Source organism: Streptomyces thermocarboxydus (assembly GCF_024760485.1).
GTDB lineage: Bacteria > Actinomycetota > Actinomycetes > Streptomycetales > Streptomycetaceae > Streptomyces > Streptomyces cellulosae.
In genome coordinates this window covers 4,235,831-4,252,336 of the sequence record NZ_CP058273.1, presented here as the reverse complement: position 1 = coordinate 4,252,336, position 16,506 = coordinate 4,235,831, and the positions used below count along the sequence as shown (strand labels likewise).

Annotated in this window: 16 protein-coding genes and 1 pseudogene; 5 read left to right on the top strand and 12 right to left on the bottom strand. The window is 69.9% G+C overall.

Going from position 1 to position 16,506, the window contains the following annotated elements:
- Window positions 1-124 precede the first annotated feature (124 nt).
- The 5 genes from AY578_RS19665 to AY578_RS19645 all read right to left on the bottom strand — a co-directional run bounded on the left by AY578_RS19665 (window position 125) and on the right by AY578_RS19645 (window position 6,766).
- Complete coding sequence (locus AY578_RS19665) at window positions 125-448, bottom strand: hypothetical protein (protein ID WP_019526945.1); 324 nt, start codon at window positions 446-448, stop codon at window positions 125-127.
- A complete protein-coding gene (locus tag AY578_RS19660; RefSeq protein ID WP_258903271.1) occupies window positions 445-5,064 on the bottom strand; it encodes an RHS repeat-associated core domain-containing protein in 4,620 nt (1,539 codons plus the stop codon). The genes AY578_RS19665 and AY578_RS19660 overlap by 4 nt, the downstream gene beginning before the upstream one ends.
- 280 nt (window positions 5,065-5,344) lie before the next feature.
- Window positions 5,345-5,668, bottom strand: coding sequence for a hypothetical protein (locus AY578_RS19655; protein WP_258903269.1), 324 nt, complete (start codon window positions 5,666-5,668; stop codon window positions 5,345-5,347).
- Between the two features lie 17 nt (window positions 5,669-5,685).
- Window positions 5,686-6,333: a hypothetical protein gene (locus AY578_RS19650; RefSeq protein WP_215048397.1), complete on the bottom strand. Its 648-nt coding sequence runs from the start codon at window positions 6,331-6,333 to the stop codon at window positions 5,686-5,688.
- A 100-nt stretch (window positions 6,334-6,433) separates the two neighbouring features.
- Window positions 6,434-6,766, bottom strand: coding sequence for a cupin domain-containing protein (locus AY578_RS19645; protein WP_028960074.1), 333 nt, complete (start codon window positions 6,764-6,766; stop codon window positions 6,434-6,436).
- 75 nt (window positions 6,767-6,841) lie between these two features.
- On the opposite strand from AY578_RS19645, the gene AY578_RS19640 reads away from it, so the two are divergent.
- On the top strand, window positions 6,842-7,600 hold the full coding sequence (locus AY578_RS19640) for a YqjF family protein (RefSeq protein WP_028960073.1): 759 nt from the start codon (window positions 6,842-6,844) through the stop codon (window positions 7,598-7,600).
- 60 nt (window positions 7,601-7,660) lie between these two features.
- Here AY578_RS19640 and gdhA read toward each other — a convergent pair whose 3' ends face one another.
- The 3 genes from gdhA to AY578_RS19625 form a co-directional block, all read right to left on the bottom strand.
- Window positions 7,661-8,995 (bottom strand): NADP-specific glutamate dehydrogenase, encoded by a 1,335-nt coding sequence (gene gdhA / locus AY578_RS19635; RefSeq protein WP_205526448.1) that lies wholly within the window; start codon window positions 8,993-8,995, stop codon window positions 7,661-7,663.
- A gap of 296 nt (window positions 8,996-9,291) precedes the next feature.
- Entirely contained in the window at window positions 9,292-9,501 is a 210-nt protein-coding gene (locus tag AY578_RS19630; RefSeq protein WP_019525203.1) for a DUF397 domain-containing protein, read from the bottom strand.
- Window positions 9,498-10,373 carry a helix-turn-helix domain-containing protein gene (locus tag AY578_RS19625; RefSeq protein WP_161230974.1) on the bottom strand — a complete coding sequence of 292 codons (876 nt, stop codon included), beginning with the start codon at window positions 10,371-10,373 and terminating at the stop codon, window positions 9,498-9,500. The genes AY578_RS19630 and AY578_RS19625 overlap by 4 nt, the downstream gene beginning before the upstream one ends.
- Window positions 10,374-10,514: 141 nt before the next feature.
- On the opposite strand from AY578_RS19625, the gene AY578_RS33875 reads away from it, so the two are divergent.
- From AY578_RS33875 to AY578_RS19615, 3 genes and pseudogenes are all read left to right on the top strand, one after another.
- Entirely contained in the window at window positions 10,515-10,979 is a 465-nt protein-coding gene (locus tag AY578_RS33875; protein ID WP_019525205.1) for a hypothetical protein, read from the top strand.
- A 33-nt stretch (window positions 10,980-11,012) separates the two neighbouring features.
- Window positions 11,013-11,267 (top strand): annotated as a pseudogene (locus tag AY578_RS19620) (hypothetical protein); the annotation flags it as partial.
- Window positions 11,268-11,334: 67 nt separating this feature from the next.
- Entirely contained in the window at window positions 11,335-11,517 is a 183-nt protein-coding gene (locus tag AY578_RS19615; protein ID WP_019525207.1) for a hypothetical protein, read from the top strand.
- A 71-nt stretch (window positions 11,518-11,588) separates the two neighbouring features.
- Here AY578_RS19615 and AY578_RS19610 read toward each other — a convergent pair whose 3' ends face one another.
- The 3 genes from AY578_RS19610 to AY578_RS19600 all read right to left on the bottom strand — a co-directional run bounded on the left by AY578_RS19610 (window position 11,589) and on the right by AY578_RS19600 (window position 14,860).
- The gene (locus tag AY578_RS19610; protein ID WP_026243875.1) at window positions 11,589-12,770 is read right to left on the bottom strand and encodes an endo-1,4-beta-xylanase; all 1,182 of its coding nucleotides are present in this window, start codon (window positions 12,768-12,770) and stop codon (window positions 11,589-11,591) included.
- Window positions 12,771-12,905: 135 nt separating this feature from the next.
- Window positions 12,906-13,805 carry an LLM class flavin-dependent oxidoreductase gene (locus tag AY578_RS19605; protein WP_019525209.1) on the bottom strand — a complete coding sequence of 300 codons (900 nt, stop codon included), beginning with the start codon at window positions 13,803-13,805 and terminating at the stop codon, window positions 12,906-12,908.
- Window positions 13,806-13,840: 35 nt separating this feature from the next.
- Entirely contained in the window at window positions 13,841-14,860 is a 1,020-nt protein-coding gene (locus tag AY578_RS19600; protein ID WP_028960072.1) for an aldo/keto reductase, read from the bottom strand.
- A gap of 170 nt (window positions 14,861-15,030) precedes the next feature.
- Between AY578_RS19600 and AY578_RS19595 the strand changes: the two genes are divergently transcribed.
- A complete protein-coding gene (locus AY578_RS19595; protein ID WP_136238175.1) occupies window positions 15,031-15,618 on the top strand; it encodes a TetR/AcrR family transcriptional regulator in 588 nt (195 codons plus the stop codon).
- Window positions 15,619-15,634: 16 nt separating this feature from the next.
- Here the strand turns inward: AY578_RS19595 and AY578_RS19590 are convergent, their stop codons facing one another.
- A complete protein-coding gene (locus AY578_RS19590; protein ID WP_026243876.1) occupies window positions 15,635-16,498 on the bottom strand; it encodes an SDR family oxidoreductase in 864 nt (287 codons plus the stop codon).
- Between the last annotated feature and the right edge of the window lie 8 nt (window positions 16,499-16,506).

Genomic DNA, 16,506 nt, shown 5'->3' with positions numbered 1-16,506 from the left:
CCCCCGTGGTGACCGGCGTCAAACACCAGCGCCCGGACCCGGGCATCGTGAAGGACGCCGGCCTCCGCAATGCTGCCGACCGGAGCAGACACTGTCCGGACCGGGGACTCCGACCCCGGCGCGTTCACTCGGCGAGCGTCCAGACGTGTGAGTCCCTCGGCGGGGCCGGCCGCGTTTCCCACTCCTCGAGGTCCCCGACGGACCCGCTGTGCGGGCTTCTCCCATCCTTTGGCAGGAAGTAGAGGCCGTACGCCCAGTAGTCCGGCTCTTCATGGCACATGAGGTCCGGATACGGCTCGATGTCCGCCCCTTCGTATGCCGCGTTGATACGCGCAACCGCCTCGGCCCGGGACATACCGAATCGACCGACCAATTCGTCGGCGATCTCCCGAAAATACTGAAGCATTCCTTCGTCGAGTTCCGTGAGGAACTCTTCCGTCCTCGTCATGGACCCAGTCTCCGCAGTAGGGAATTGTCGAACAGTTGGGCAGCACGATCGGAATAGATCGCTATCTGGTGTCCGTTGAAAACGCCGTCCGCCCCCTTCTTGAAGGGCCCCACGTTCCGGAGCATGGGCCCTTCGACCATCTCGTAGCTGTGCATGTCGGCACCGGTACGGTCCAGACGGTGCCGCCGGATGAAGTCGGAAAGTTCATCACTCGGACCGTCGAAGATTTTACTGTTCAGCTTGTCCAGCTCACTCTTGGGCACTCGGAAGTGCAGGACAGCCGGAACGTCGTTGTTCTTCTTCGCCAGCCGGTGCGCCCAGTCCAAAGCCTGCCGCGGGTCGTTCGTCACATAGAATCCACCGAATCCGAAATCCATTTCTCGAGGCGAGATGTTGGGGTTGATTCCATTGGCGATGATGTTGTCGGCAGCGCTTCCGAACGTGCCATGGTACAAATCTACCGTGCACGGGGCTTTCAGCCCGAGTGGATCCTTCCACTGCAGTGGATTCTTGACGTACGCGTAGTGGTTCGGCGCCGGCGTACGGCCGAGGGGGTCCGGGCTCAGATAGCGTGCCGTGCCGGGCTCGTAATAGCGGTGATGGTTGTAGTGCAGCCCGGTTTCCACGTCGAAGTACTGGCCCGGGAACCGCAGCGGGCACTCGATGCCGCTGCCTCCGGACGCCGCGACGCGCACGCCCCACAGCGTGGTCGACTGCGTCCAGACCACGTCCCCCTCGGCGTCCACCAGTTCCGTGGGAGTGCCCAGAAGGTCGGTGATGATCGCGTAGAAGCGCTCGTCGATCCGGTCCTGCGGAGTGTCCGGCCCGATCGGGCCGGTCCCGCGTACCCGCTGGCTGATCGGGACCTGCCCGCCGGCCCAGTCCCACGACAGGCTGACCGCCCCGTCCGTCTGCTCCGCCAGGTCGTCCCCGTCCCAGAAGAAGGACACCTGCTCCAGGACCGTCGTACCGTCCCCGGCGAGCAGCTGCTTCGCGATCCGGCGGCCGACGGGATCGTAGACGTAGTGCCAGTGGCGACCGTCCGGAGTCATCACATCCGTCAGCTGGTCCTCGGCGTTCCAGACGTAGCGCCACTCACGTCTGCCGCCGGAGAGCAGCTTGGTCACCCGGCGGACGACCCGTCCCTGCCCGTCGTGCCGGTAGAACGTGCGGCCCGCCCGTTCGATGACGGTGCCCGAGTACGTCCGGTCACCGAGCCCGTTCTCCTCGTCACCCAACCGCGCCGAGGTGCTGAACGCGGTGAGGTTGCCCAAGGCGTCGTACCGGTAGTCCTCGTCGCGTCCGGCCCCGCCCCGTGCGGTTGTGACTCGCCCCGCACGGTCGAACTCGAAGACCCGCTCGCCACGGGCGCCGTCCGTCACCGACGTCATCAGGCCGTCCGCCCGGTGCTGGAAGACGCGCTTCCTGATCTCCCCGCCGCTGGTCACCACTCTCTGGGTCGTGCGCAGCCGGGCCTGGTCCCACTCATGCGTCACGCGGGTGGCCTCGCCGAGGACCCGCTCGATCTCGCGGCCGACGACGTCGTAGTGGAATGCGACCTCGTGGTCGCCGATGCCCTGCAGCGTCGAACGCCGCTGGGGGTCGTACGTCCAACTGGTCGTGGCGCCGCTGGGGGTCCTGCGGCGGGTACGGCGTCCGGCGATGTCGTACTCGGACCGTACTTCCCGGCCGTTCCAGGACTCGGCCAGCAGCCGGCCGGCGGCGTCGTGCTCCCGGGTGAGTTCAACATCCCCGCTGCGGGCCCGGGTCAGTCGGCCCAGCAGGTCGTATTCGTAGGTCGTGGTACTGCCGTCCGTCTCCATGGCGACGACGTTGCCGAGCACGTCGTGACGGAAGCGCGTGGTCTCGCCGGCTCCGTTGATCCGCTCGACCAGTTGTCCCGCGGCGTCATAACGGTAGGTGAGCGTACGGCCGTTGTAGTCCGTCTCCGAGGTGATCCTTCCGGCGCCGTCGTACCGGTAGGTCCAGCCCTGGCCGACAGCGTTGGTGACGCGCCGCAGCCTCAGTTCGGTGTCGTACTCGTAGCGCTCGAGGCTCCCGTCCTCGCTCTCCCTCAGCGTGCAGAGGTCGAAGTGGGTGTTCGCGTAGCTCGTGCGACGGCCTTCCGAGGAGCGGTACTCCAGCGGATTGCCCTCGGGGTCGTAGGACCAGTGCTCCGACGTCCCGTCGGGAAGGTGACGCCAGGAGATGCGCCCTTCCGTGGTCCAGCCGACCCGGGTGGTCTGCCCGAACGTGTCGGTGAGTTCGATGATGCGGCCCCACGCGTCGCGTACGAACGTACTGGTGGCACCCAGCGAGTCCGTCTGTCCGACGACAAGACCCGCGTCATTGTTGACGAAAGTGCGCTGGCGGACGCCCAGAGCGTCAATGATGCCGGTGAGCGCTCCGTTGCGATCGAACGTGAAGGACGTGGTGCCGCCCAGCGGATCGACGACCGCGACACGGTTGCCCCTGTCGTCGTAGGCCGACTCCCAGGTGCTGCCGTCCGGTTGCACCACCTTCGTCACACGGCCGTGTCCGTCGTACTCCCTGCGCACCACTCCGCCGTCGGGACGGGTGATGTGTGTGACGTGGCCGCGGGCGTCGTGGCCGAAGCCGGTGGCGCGGCCGAGCGGGTCGACGAGCGTGACGAGACGCCCGTCCTCGTCCCAGTTCCGGGTGACCACATGCCCCAACGGGTTGGTTTCCCGGAGGGGCAGGTAGTCCCCGTTGAACGTGTACGTGACCGAGTGGCCGAGCGAGTCCGTCGCCACACTGGTACGCGTCTCCTCGTCGTACGCGTAGGTGTACGCGAGCACGCCGCCGTCGCCGGTCGTTCGGACGCAGCGCCCGGCACTGTCGTAGGTGTAGCGATACCAGTACCCGTTCCGGCTCTGCCAGCCTGTGATCCGGTCCTGGTCGTCGTAGCTGTACCGCTGCGCGGTGCCCGAGGAGTCGATCACTCCGGCGAGGCGGCCACGACCGTCGTACTCGTACGACAGAAGCTGCGGCCTGCCGGGAGCGCTGAGCAGGGAAAGGCCCGTCACCCGCCCCGACGTGGTGGTGACGCCGAGGCGGTATCCACTGTGATGCACCAACTCACGCGGTGTGCCGTCCGCGTCGCGGAGCAGCTCCACGGTGTTGCCGTTGCGATCCTTCACCGCGACGAGCGGGAGCTCCGCCGCACGGCCACCGGGCATACGCCGGAAGTACAGTGTCACGCCGGTCTCGGACTGGGATACCGTCATCCCGGCGTCCGGCGCACCGCTCCAGCTGAGCGACCAGTCGGGTCCCACCAGCGGTCGCATCGGCTCGCCCGGTTCCGGGACCGCGTAATGGAGCACGGTCCCGTCGGCGCTGACGAAGCGGACGCTGTCGTCGTCCAGCAGCAGACGCTGATCAAAACCGGTCGTCCAGCCCGGGCCGAACCAGCGTCCGGCTCTGACTCCGGTTCTGTGGCTGCGTCCGACCACCAGGGGAAGCACACCCGGCAAGGAGAAGTCCTCGATCGACATGACCATCTGGCCGGTGGCCATGTCGATAGGGTCGCCACAGGTGAAGAGATTCTTCATCTGACGGCCCAGGCCCTTGAGGCGCGGGCCGAGTCCCTTGACCCCAACAGCCATGCCTTTGAGGCCGGTCTTGCCGAGTGCCTTGAGACCCTTGGCGAGTCCGCCGAGGGTGGTCAGGCCCTTCATGCCGGGTATGCAGTCCAGCGCGGCCAACCCCACGTCCCACAGGGACGCCTGGCCTTTGGAGTATTTGTAAAGTGTGTCGGCGAGCACGACGAGGGCCGCGATGAGGACGATCGCGCCGAGGATGGGCCCGCCGATGATCATCGCGACGATGCCGACGACCGCGACCACGATCTTGCAGGCTGCGACGATGTTGTCCCAGTTGTCGGTGAACCAGTCGCCGATCTCCTCCCACCACGACCGGTTCTGGATCCCCGCGTCGGAGGCCTCGTCGATCTTCGACTTCGCGCCCCGTGCCGCCTCCTCACGCATCTTCCGCGCGTCCGCGGCCATCTTCTTCGCCGCGTCCAGCGCGTTCTGCGCGGACGTGACGTCCGACTGCGCCTTCGTGTGCGCGCTCTTGGCGCTCTGCACGTCCCGGGTCGCGGCCCGCACCTTCGCCTCGTCGGGCTTGTCCGCGTCCGACTTCGACCCCGTCGGGTCGTCCTTGTACTTGTCGGCCTCCTTCGTCGCCCGCCCCACCCACGACTGAGCCGACGCCAGCTTCGACTTCGCCGACGACAGATCCGCCTGCGCCTCCCGCGCCTTCGCCAAAGCCTTGTCCGCCAGCGCCTGCGCCCGCTCCAGCTTCGGCCAGTAGTCCGCGAGCGCGTCCCCGCACATCGCGTACGACTTCTCCAGCTTCCTCAAATTCTTCGGAACGCCGGAGAACTCCTCCTTGAACACCTTCGCCGACTTGCCGGCCCACTCCGCCAGCGTCCCCTCACCGGCCATCCCCTTCACCAGACGCAACGCCTCGGAGACGTCATCGGCGAAGTCGTGCAGAAACCTCGCAAGCTTGCGCACCCGCTCCGGGTCACCGGGCGTCGGGTCCTTGTCCAGGTCGAGAACATGCCAATCACTCGGCCGGTGACCCACCATCCCGCAACCCCCGTCACGCGCACATCGCCAACACCCGTATGCACACGTGAACTTACCGGGCACAGCAGTTCGACGGGAAGGCCGTGCTGTCGCGTCACAGCCGGTTCAGCTGGTTCTCCAGTTCAGCTGGTTCATGAACGCCGGCCGCGCAGGGCCCGCCAGGCGTCCTCCGCCGCGTAGGCAATCCTCAGGCGCCAGGCCTCCAGTTTGTTCAGCACCGCCGACACGGCCTTCCACCGCTTCAACCACGGCGGTAGATCCCGGAAGGGCACGAAGGTCATCATGTCGCCGACGCGTTCACCGCGATGCTCCTGCGGCCCCGGTCCGCCGCCCGCAGCACCTCGTACAGCTCTGGCGTCAGTGCCCCGTTCAGCCGCGCCGCCGTGCCCACCGCCGTGAAGGCGAAGCCCCGCTGGTCGGTGTCCGGAAGCTGCGTCGCGCGGACGATGCGCGGGGAGGCGTCCTCCAAGGGGCAGTTGAAGGCGAGGCCGATCGCCGCCGTGCCCAGGTTCCGCTCACCCCGCTCGAACGCCGCGTCCCACTCCCCCAGGTCGTCGAGACCCAGCAGGCCCTCCCCCGTCGCCCAGTCCCACGACCGCGTCACGCCCGCGTCACTCCCGCTCAGTCCGCGAACCGGAACGTCGACGTGATCGCGTCGAAGATGTCGAAGAAGGACTCCGCGAGGTCCAGGACCTGGCTGCTGCCCGCGACCAGGGCGACCTTGCCCTCCTGGCCCGGCACCGGGATGAACGTCTGCATCAGGACCGCCCGTATCGTGCGGCCCAGTTCGTCGCCCGGTACCGGCACGTCCTCGATGCCGTACGTCCGGGCCGCCGGGCCGACGCCCGGGATGTCGACGGTGGTCACCTTGCGCCAGGAGTCGCCCTCCCGCCGGGCCTCCTTGACCGCGAGCTGCGCGATGACCGCTTCCGGGTCGGTGGGGAGCGGGTCGCCCTTGCTGGTGCGGCCGCCGACCAGGGACACCGTGACCGAGCCGGTGATCGGGGTATCGCCGCCGAAGGTCTCCGCCATGCAGCCGCAGTACAGCGCGCCCGACTTCCAGGCGTCCGCCGCCGCCTTGCGCAGGAAGGTGATGTACGTGTCGCGGTGCGGGGCCAGTTCGGGGTGGGCGCGCAGGCGTTCGGTCACCATGCGGTGGATCGAGTCGTCCCGCGAATCCGGCCGTACGTCGAACTCCCACCAGCTCTCCGGCACCTTGATCCGGAAACCGCCCCGCTCGACGGTCAGCGCTTCCATGTAACGGGCCATGTCGCCGGCGTCCCCCTTCGGTCGATGGCGTGCCGACATCGTGCCATCGCGCCGTCACCGCATGGAGCGCGGGCCCGTCAGTCGTCGAAGGTCACCGACGTCAGCCCTTTTTCGCCACCGTCAGCAACACCGCCGCGTCCTCCAGCGCCTCCAGCCCGTGCCGGGCGTCCGGGATGACGAGGAGGTCGCCGGTGCGGCCCTCCCAGTCCACGTCGCCGCTGGTGAGGCGGACGCGGCCGCGCAGAACGTGGAGGGTGGCCTCGCCAGGGCTGTCGTGCTCGGCGAGCTCCGTTCCGGCGGTCAGGGCGAGGAGGGTCTGGCGCAGGGTGTGCTCGTGGCCGCCGTAGACGGTGGTCGCGCTGCGGCCGCTGGAGGCGGTGGCGGCCTGCTCCAGGTGGGTGCGGACGAGGGCGTCGAGCGAGAGCTTCTCCATGCGTCCAGCGTCGCCGAGCGCCCCGGGACCCGACCAGGGCCATATGGGGTACGCGCACTCCGCGATACTGGCACCGTGCCGTCCACCCCGCAGCCCGTGACGCCCGACCCGCCGGACGCGATCGCGCGTCCGCTGCTCACGCAGTCCTGGCTGGACCTGACGTTCGTGCACTGGGCGGTGGACCCGGCCGACGTGGCGGGGCTGCTGCCGCCGGGCGCCGTGCCCGACACGTTCGACGGCGTGACGTACGTCGGTCTCGTCGCGTTCCGGATGCACCGGGTGGGCTGGCTGCGGCTGCCGGGCGTGCCGTACCTGGGGAACTTCCCGGAGACCAACGTCCGCCTGTACTCCGTCGACGGCCACGGACGGCGCGGGGTGGTGTTCCTGTCCCTGGACGCCTCCCGGCTGATCCCGGTGCTGGTCGGCCGCCTCGGCTTCGGGATGCCGTACGTCTGGTCCCGGATGCGCGTACGGCACGACGACGAGCGCACCGCCACGTACACCGCGTCCCGCCGCTGGCCGGGCCCGCGCGGCGCGGGGACGCGGCTCACCGTGCGGCGGGGCGAGGCGGTCGAGGAGCCGACGGAGCTGGAGCACTTCCTCACCGCCCGCTGGGGCATGCACGGCGTGTTCTTCGGGCGGCCGATGTACCTGCCGAACGCCCATCCGCGCTGGCCGCTGTACCGGGCGGAGTTGCTGCAGTGCGAGGAGGACCTGGTCGCGGCGGCGGGGCTGCCCACGCCGACGGCCGGGCCGGTCAGCGTGCTGTACTCGCCGGGCGTCCCCGCCCGCTTCGGCCGCCCGGCCCGCCCGGCGGGCATCCCCACGCCCTGAACGCGGAGGGGGCCGAGGGCGCGATGCCCCCGGCCCCGTACGACGTACGCCTCAGATGAATCAGATGATGCCCTGCGCCAGCATCGCGTCCGCGACCCGCTCGAACCCGGCGATGTTCGCGCCGGCGACGTAGTCACCGGGGAGGCCGTAGCGCTCGGCGGTCTCCGCGCAGGTGGTGTGGATGTCGGTCATGATGCGGGCCAGCTCGGCCTCGACGTGGTCGGCCTTCCAGGACATGCGCGACGCGTTCTGCGTCATCTCCAGCGCGCTGACCGCGACACCGCCCGCGTTGGCCGCCTTGCCGGGGCCGAAGGCGACGCCGGCCTGCTGGAGCAGGTCGACGGCGTCGGGGGTGGTGGGCATGTTCGCGCCCTCGGAGACCGCCTTCACGCCGTTACGGATCAGCGTGGCGGCGTCGTCGGCGTTCAGCTCGTTCTGCGTGGCCGACGGCAGGGCGACGTCCGCGGGGACCTCCCAGACGCGCCCGCCGGGCACGTACCGCGCGGAGGCGCCGCGGCGCTCGGCGTACGTGCTCACCCGGCCCCGCTCGACCTCCTTGATCTGGCGCAGCAGGTCCAGGTCGATGCCCTTCTCGTCGACGACGTAGCCGCCGGAGTCGGAGCAGGTGACGGGGGTGGCGCCGAGGGCGGTGAGCTTCTGGATCGTGTAGATAGCCACGTTGCCGGAGCCGGAGACGACGGCCGTCTGCCCGGCCAGCTCCTCGCCGCGGGCGCGCAGCATGGCCTCGGCGAACAGCACGTTGCCGTAGCCGGTCGCCTCTGGGCGGATCAGCGAGCCGCCCCAGCCGGCCGCCTTGCCGGTGAGGACACCGCCCTCCCAGCGGTTGGTGATGCGCCGGTACTGGCCGAAGAGGTAGCCGATCTCGCGGGCGCCGACGCCGATGTCACCGGCGGGGATGTCGGTGTACTCGCCGATGTGCCGGTACAGCTCCGTCATGAACGACTGGCAGAACCGCATGACCTCGGCGTCGCTGCGGCCCTGCGGGTCGAAGTCGCTGCCGCCCTTGCCGCCGCCGATGCCGAGCCCGGTGAGCGCGTTCTTGAAGATCTGCTCGAAGCCGAGGAACTTGATGATGCCGAGGTTCACCGAGGGGTGGAAGCGCAGGCCGCCCTTGTACGGGCCGAGGGCGCTGTTGAACTCGACGCGGAAGCCCCGGTTGACGTGGACGCGGCCGTTGTCGTCCGTCCACGGCACCCGGAAGATGATCTGCCGCTCGGGCTCGATCAGCCGCTCCACGAGACCCGGGTCGGCGTACTCCGGCCGGGCGGCCAGTACGGGTGCGAGCGTCTCCAGCACCTCACGCGCGGCCTGGTGGAACTCCGGCTCGGCCGGGTTGCGCCGCTCGATCTCGGCGCGGATCTGGTCGAGCGACATCTTCGGGTCGGGGCGTGAGGACACGGGGGTCACGGGGTCCCTTTCTGGGCACGGCGGGCGACCCGGTCGCGGGCGCATGGACACCGTGACGCCATGCACGGGCAACCGGAGGGGAGCGCTCGGCGCCGTTGCCGCGCGCGGGACGTCGGCCGCACCGTTCGTACGCCAGTTCCGTATACGACAGGTCGCCCGACCCTTCCAGTGTTACTCCTGTGTTTCGCGGATACCAAGAGGGGCCACCGGAATGTCCGCTATCTGGACGCCGCGTACGAAGTATGGACGTGATGCAGGTCGCGTCAGCGGTCGGCGGCGTACGTGAGGAAGCGGGTCCACGCGGCGGGCGTGAGGGCGAGGCGCGGGCCGGCGGGGGTCTTGGAGTCACGGACGTGGACGGTGCGGGGGGCTATGGCGATCTCGACGCACGAATTGCCGTCCGGCCCGTCGCTGTAGCTGCTCTTGAACCAGACCAGTTCGGAAACGTCCCCGGCGGAAGCCTTGCGGATCATGTCTCTCCCAGCATGTGCTCGATGCGGTCCAGCGACTCACGCGGCGTGAGAGCCAGCGCCCGGATCGTCCCATAGCGCAGGTCCAGAATCCGCAGCTGCTTCGGATCGAAGGTCGGCCGGCCGTTGAACGCGCCGTCGGACCGGCCCGCGGCCGTGCCGTCGGCGAACTTCATGACCTCGATTCTGCCGTTCAGTCCGGGGTGCGCCCCGGCGCCCGTGGGCATCACCTGGAGCGTCACATTGCGCAACTGGGCCACCTCCAGCAGGTGTTCGAGCTGCTGACGCCACACCATTGTCCCTCCGACCGGCCGACGAACGGTCGTCTCTTCCAGGACGAAACTGAGGGCCGGGGCGGGGCACCGCTCGAAGATCGCCTTACGTGCCATCCGGGCCGCGACCAGACTCTCGGCCTCCTCCTCGGTGTACGGCGGCTGCCAGGCGTCGAACAGGGCGCGCGCGTGCTCGGGCGTCTGCAGCAGGCCATGAATGCTCAGCCCGACGTACACGCCCAACTCGACGCACTTGGCCTCCAGTTCGGTGAGAGCCCGGACGCTCTTGGGATAACGAACGCGCCTGACGTCCCCCCAGGCCGCCGCGAGCAGTCCACCCGCGCCCAACACCTCGTCGGCCCGCTCCAGATACTCCCGCCGGGGAATCCGCTTGCCCGCCTCGACCTTGTAGACGAGGTCCTCCCCATAGCCCACGGCACGGGCGAAGTCGCACACCCGCATCTCCACGGCCTCGCGCCGCAGCTTCAACTGCCGCCCCACGGTGGTGATGACGGCGACGCCCCACTCGTCGTCCGGATCCACCTCCCACCCGGGCTCGTCGGCCTCCCCCACACCCCGTACGACCTCACCGTCCACCGCCATCCCGCACCACCCCTCCGTGTCGTCCGCGGCACCGCACACACCGGCACCTCCCCCTGCCAACGAGCCGGACAGCTTGGACAGCACTGGACAAGTCGTGGACGATCACGACAGACAACTGATCTTCGGGGGAACGGAACTTCGATGCGTACGAGCCGTACGGCTTTCACCGCGGCGGCAGCGCTGACGCTCTCCACGCTGCTGACCTCCTGCACGGGCGGCGGCGAGGCGTACGTGCCCCCGGTCCCGGACGCGTCCCAGTCCACCGTGGAGCCACCGCCCCAGGAACCCCTCACCGCCCCGGAAGCGGACCTCGGCGAGAAGGAAGTCCTCGCCGAAGGCCCCCGCCGCGGTCCCTGGAAAGGCGCCACGACGACCAACCTGCCGAAGGGCGAACTCCGCATCACGGTGCACTGTCTGTCCCAGTCGAAACCGACCGACCTCACGGTCACCGTCGACAACGGCGGCTTCGACGTCCGGTGCTCCAACCTCCACCAGACGATCATCATGAACGGATGGGGAGCGACCTCCGCCGGAAAATTCCGCCTCACCGTGGCGACGGAGGAAACGGTCCGCTGGTACATCAGCGCGCGGGTCTCCCCACGGTGACGGCGTCACCGGACCCCGCGGCCGCTGATGTACCAGCGGACCAAGGACGAGGCCTCCGCCAAGGCCGTGGAGTGGAAGTCGCTCAGCCCCGTGCGCGGCTGGGTACTCACCTGGGCCCGCGACATCGAGATCGCCCGCCGCCCCGACCTCGCCGCCCGGTACGCCCCGTACGCCCCGTACGCCCGCGCCAAGAGCTACCTCGAGCACGAGGATCCCGAGACGGCCGAGGAAGCGTTGCGCGAGCTGACCGCGATTCTGGACGAGGCCATGAAAACGGTACGCGATTGAGCTGGGCGTGGGAGTGCGCCTTCGGAGCTGAGGAAGCCGCCCGCACCGCACCGCGTTCATCGCCGAGGTGGACCACAAGGCCGCGGAGCTGGTCAGAGCCGCCGAGGCGCAGTACGTGCACGGTCGGGCCCACGCCGAACTGGACCCGACGGGCGGTGACATCACCGTGCGCGGCGGAATGTTCATCTACCGGATCGTCGTACGCAGCGAGCGCGTATACACCCTCCAGATCACCTACCCGGGGTTATGACGCGGAAGCTCACAGCACCACCGCCCCGGACCGGTGACGGGCGACCGGGCCGGGGCGGTGCGTCGGGCTGCTCAGTGCTTAGGGCCCTTCGGGCCCTTCGGGCCGCCCTTCCCGCAGTCGTGCTCGCGGGCGTCCTTCAGGGTGTCGCGCAGGGCGTAGTACGCCGGCTTGCGGCCGAAGTCGTCCGTCATGACCGTCGCGAAGCCCTCGCCCTCGAAGAACACCGGGACCCACGAGTACTTGTCGGTGAAGCCCCAGATGGTGAACGAGTTGCAGCCGTCGACGTCCAGGCACGCCTGCAGCATCCGCTGGTAGTACTCCGCCTGCTGCTTCTCCTGCGCCGGGGTCGGCCGGGACCCCTCCGGCACGTCCATGCGGACGTCCAGCTCGGTGACCGCCGTCTCCAGGCCCAGCGCGTCGAAGCGGCGCAGGTTGTCGGCGAGGTCGCCGGGGAAGCCGTAGCGCGTGCTCAGGTGGCCCTGGACGGAGAAGCCGTGCACCGGCACCCGCTGCGCGCGCAGGTCCTTCAGCAGCGCGTAGTACGCGTCGCTCTTCGCGTTGACGCTCTCGACGTTGTAGTCGTTGAAGAACAGCTTCGCCTTCGGGTCCGCCTTGTGCGCCCAGCGGAACGCGTCCGCGACGACACCCGGGCCGAGCTCACGGATCCAGATGTTGTCCTGCGTGCGCAGGTTGCCCTGGTCGTCGAAGATCTCGTTCGCCACGTCCCACTGCTGGATCTTGCCCTTGTACCGGCCGACCACCTTGGTGATGTGCTCGCGCAGGATGCCGCGCAGCTCCTCCTTGGTGAAGTCGCCGTTCTCCAGCCACGCCGGGTTCTGGCTGTGCCACAACAGCGTGTGCCCGCGCACCACCTGGCCGTGCTTGCGGGCGAACTCGACGATCGCGTCCGCCTGCCCGAAGTCGTAGCGGTCACGCTCGGGGTGGATGTAGTCCCACTTCATCTGGTTCTCGGGCGAGACCGAGCTGAACTCCCGCCCCAGGACCTTCCGGTACTCCTTGTCGTACGTGAAGGGGTCCGGGTAGTCCTGCTCCAGGTGGTGGCCGCCGCCCGCCACCGCCGTACCGATCACGAAACCTTCGGGCGCGGCCGCGCGCAGCCGGTCGTGGGAGGCGTGGGAGTGCGGCGGCGCCTTGGGGCCGGCCGAGGAGGCGGCCGACGCCGAACCGCCCAGGAGCGGCAGGGCCAGTGCTGCGGTGGCGACGGCCACGGTGGCGAAACGAAGGGGTCTCATGCGGGGGCTCTCATTCCCGTCGTCGTTCTCGAATGTTTCGAAGACAGAGTCGAAACATTAGGGATTGGGCGGACGGTACGGCCCTGCCGAGCGGCGCGTCAATACCCGTGCACGCACGGGGTTTTCGCGCCGCGCTCACCCCGCCGACGGACGGATCACCTCCTCCGCCACCCACCGGGCGATGCCCTCGGGGAACGGCGCCGGCAGCCCGAGCACGATGTGCCGGAATCCCGCCTCCAGCGCCTCCCCCACGGCGCTCCGTACGGCGTCGGGCCGGCCGGTGTCGACCGGGAGGTGGATCGACCGGACGATCGACGCCGGGTCGCGACCGATATCGGCGCAGTACCGGTCCAGCAGGGCGCCGCGTCGGACCCCGTCCGCGATGTCACCGCCCGGCGCGTTCCACAGGTCGGCATGCTCGGCGGCCACGCGCAACGTCGCCGCCGACCGGCCGCCGACGAGGATCGGCGGGTGCGGGCGCTGCACCGGCTTCGGGTTGCCGAACGCCCCTGTCAGCCGGTGATGCTCGCCGCGGAAGTCGAACGGCTTCTCCTCCGTCCACAGCCGCTTGATCAGCACGCAGGCCTCGGCGAGGCTCGCCATCGCCTGCGCCGGGTCGTGGAACGGCAGCCCGTGCGCCGGGTACTCCCGCCACGCCTCGGGCGGATGCGGGCGCGAGCCGACGCCTATGCCGAAGTCGAGCCGCCCGCCCGAGACGATGTCGACGGTGGTCGCGATCTTCGCGAGCAGGGCGGGCGGCCGGAACCGGTTGCTGGTGACCATCACGCCCAGCCGCAGCCGCCGCGTCTGCGCCGCGAGCGCCGACAGCAGAGTCCAGCCCTCGAACGCCGGCCCCTCCGGATCACCCCAGATCGGCATGAGATGGTCGAGCACCCAGGCGTGCTCGATCTCCGGGACCTCGTCCGCCTCGCGCCAGACGCGGACGAGGTCGTCGTAACCGACCTGCAGGGGCGCGGTCATGACGCCGAAGCTGGGGCGCCCGGGGCGGGCGGGCGGGGGTGTCGTGTCGGGCATGGCCGAGGCCTCCTTTCCGTGTCGGGTGGCGATGGTCAGCGGCGGCGGCGCAGCGAGGCGTCGAGCAGCGCGGGCGGGGCGTCGAACTTCTCGCCGGGGGCCAGGTCGGCCCCCGGGGCGACGATCTCGTCGATCGCGTCGAGGACGTCGGCCGACAGCACGGTGTCCGCGGCGGCGAGCTGCGACCGGAGGTGCTCCACCGTGCGCGGGCCGATCAGCGCGGCCGTCACCGCGGGGTGCGCGTTGACGAAGCCGAGCGCCAGCTGGATCAGGGTGAGCCCGGCCTCGTCGGCCACCTTGATCAGCCGCTCCACCGCGTCGTACCGGGCCTGGTTGTGCGGCAGCGAGGGGTCGAAGCGCTCCGGCAGGACCCCTGAGCGGTGGGTGGCGACGTCCCGGCCCTTGCGCACCGCGCCCGACAGCCAGCCCGAGGCCAGCGGGGACCACGCCAGCACGCCCATGCCGTACTCCTCCGTCACCGGCAGGACATGGGCCTCGATGCCGCGCTGCAGCATCGAGTAGCTGGGCTGCTCGGTCACGTAGCGGCTCAGCCGGTGCTCGCGGGCGGCCCACTGCGCCTGCACGATGCGGTACGCGGGGAACGTCGAGGAGCCGAAGTAGCGGATCTTGCCCGCCCGCTGGAGGTCGGTGAGCGCCGACAGGGTCTCCTCGTCGCTGGTCGTCGGGTCCCAGCGGTGCATCTGGTACAGGTCGACGTGGTCGACGCCGAGGCGGCGCAGGCTGTCGTCGAGGGCGGTGTAGATCCAGCGGCGCGAGCCGCCCTGGCGGTTGCGCTCGCCCATCGGCATGGTCGCCTTCGTGGCCAGCACGATGTCGTCGCGCCGGCCGGCGATGGCCTTGCCGACGATCTCCTCCGACTCGCCCTCGCCGTACCAGTCCGCGGTGTCGATGACGTTGACGCCGGCCTCCAGGGCCGCGTCGACGACGGCGGTGGCCTCCTCCTGCGTGGTGCGCCCGATGGCGCCGAAGTTCATCGCGCCCAGCGCGAGGGTGCTGACCTGGACGCCGGTTCGGCCGAGAGTGCGGTACTGCATGCCTTGGTCTCCTCATGGGTATGGAAACGGAACAGCGTTCCGCTATGACCTCAACGATACGGAACAATGTTCCGTTTCGCTAGCCGGGAGGGTAACTCGGCCGTGCGGGAGCCTCCTTGGGTACCCGTGAGACCATGCGGAGGCATGCGGGAGACGGAGGAAAAGGCACGGTGAACCAGAAGGACGGCGACACGGGCGACACCGCGTCACGGCGCAAGGACGCCCGGCGCAACAAGGAGACGCTGCTGGAAGCGGCCGCAGCGGTCTTCGTGACGTCCGGCGTGGAGGCCCCGGTGCGTGACATCGCCTCCCGGGCCGGCGTCGGCCTGGGCACCCTCTACCGGCACTTCCCGACCCGCGCGGACCTGATCATCGCCGTCTACCGGCACCAGGTGGAGGCCTGCGCCGAGGCCGGCCCGGCCCTCCTGGACTCCGCCCCGACCCCGCACGACGCCCTGCGGCAGTGGATCGACCTGTTCGTCGACTTCCTGGTCACCAAGCACGGCCTCGCGGCCGTCCTGCGCTCCGACCAGTCGGGCTTCGAGGGCCTGCACGCGTACTTCCTCGACCGCCTGGTCCCCGTCTGCACCCAGCTGCTCGACGCCGCCAAGGCAGCCGGCGAGATCCGCGAGGACATCCCCGCCCTCACCCTCATGCGCGGCGTGGGCAACCTCTGCATCGGCGCGGAGAACGACCCGGACTACGACGCCCGCCGGCTCGCCGCAGTGCTGGTCGACGGCCTCCGCCGCGCCGGCTGACGCACCCCGCGAAACCTCAGCCGCGCGCCACCCGCTCCCGCAGCTGTGCCGCCACCCCGACCGGCTCCCGGCCTATCAGCTCCGCCAGCGTCGGACCGACCGCCGCGAACTCCCCCGCCCTGCTCGCCTCGAAGATGCCCAGCAACTGACCGGCCAGTTCGTCCGGCACTCCCTTCCGCGTCAGTCCCGCGCGGAACTCCTCGTCGGGGGCGACCTCCCTGGTGACCGTGCGGCCCGTCACCTCCGTGGCGATGCGGGCCAGGTCGTCGAACGTCAGCGCCTCGGGTCCTGTCAGCGACGGGGTGGCGCCCTCGAAGCGACCCTCGTCGGCCAGGATCACCGCCGTCGCCTCGGCCAGGTCGGCATGCGCGGTCCAGCTCACCGGGCCGTCCGCCGGGAGCGCGACCCGTCCCGAATCCAGACCGGGCGCGAGGAAGTCCAGGGCGCTGGAGGCGTAGAAGCCGTTGCGCAGCACCGTGTACGGCACGCCCGAGGTGCGCAGGATCTCCTCGGTCGCCGCGTGGTCACGGCACGCCTGAAAGCGGGACGCGGAGCCCCCGCCCGCGTGGCCGGTGTAGAGGACGCGGCGGGCGCCGGCCGTGACCGCGGCTTCGACGCCGGTGCGGTGCTGCTTCACGCACTCCTCGCCCATCTTGTCGACGGAGATCAGCAGCACCTGCGTGGCGCCCTCGAAGGCGTGGGCCAGGCTTCCCGGGTCGGTGAAGCTGCCCTGCCGTACGCGCACACCCCGATCGGCGAGGTCCCGCGCCTTGCGCGGATCTCGGACGCTGACGCCGACCTCCGCGGCCGGCATGCGGTCGAGCAGCTTCTCGACGACCAGGCGGCCGAGCTTCCCGGTGGCCCCGGTGACGATGATCATGACGCGCT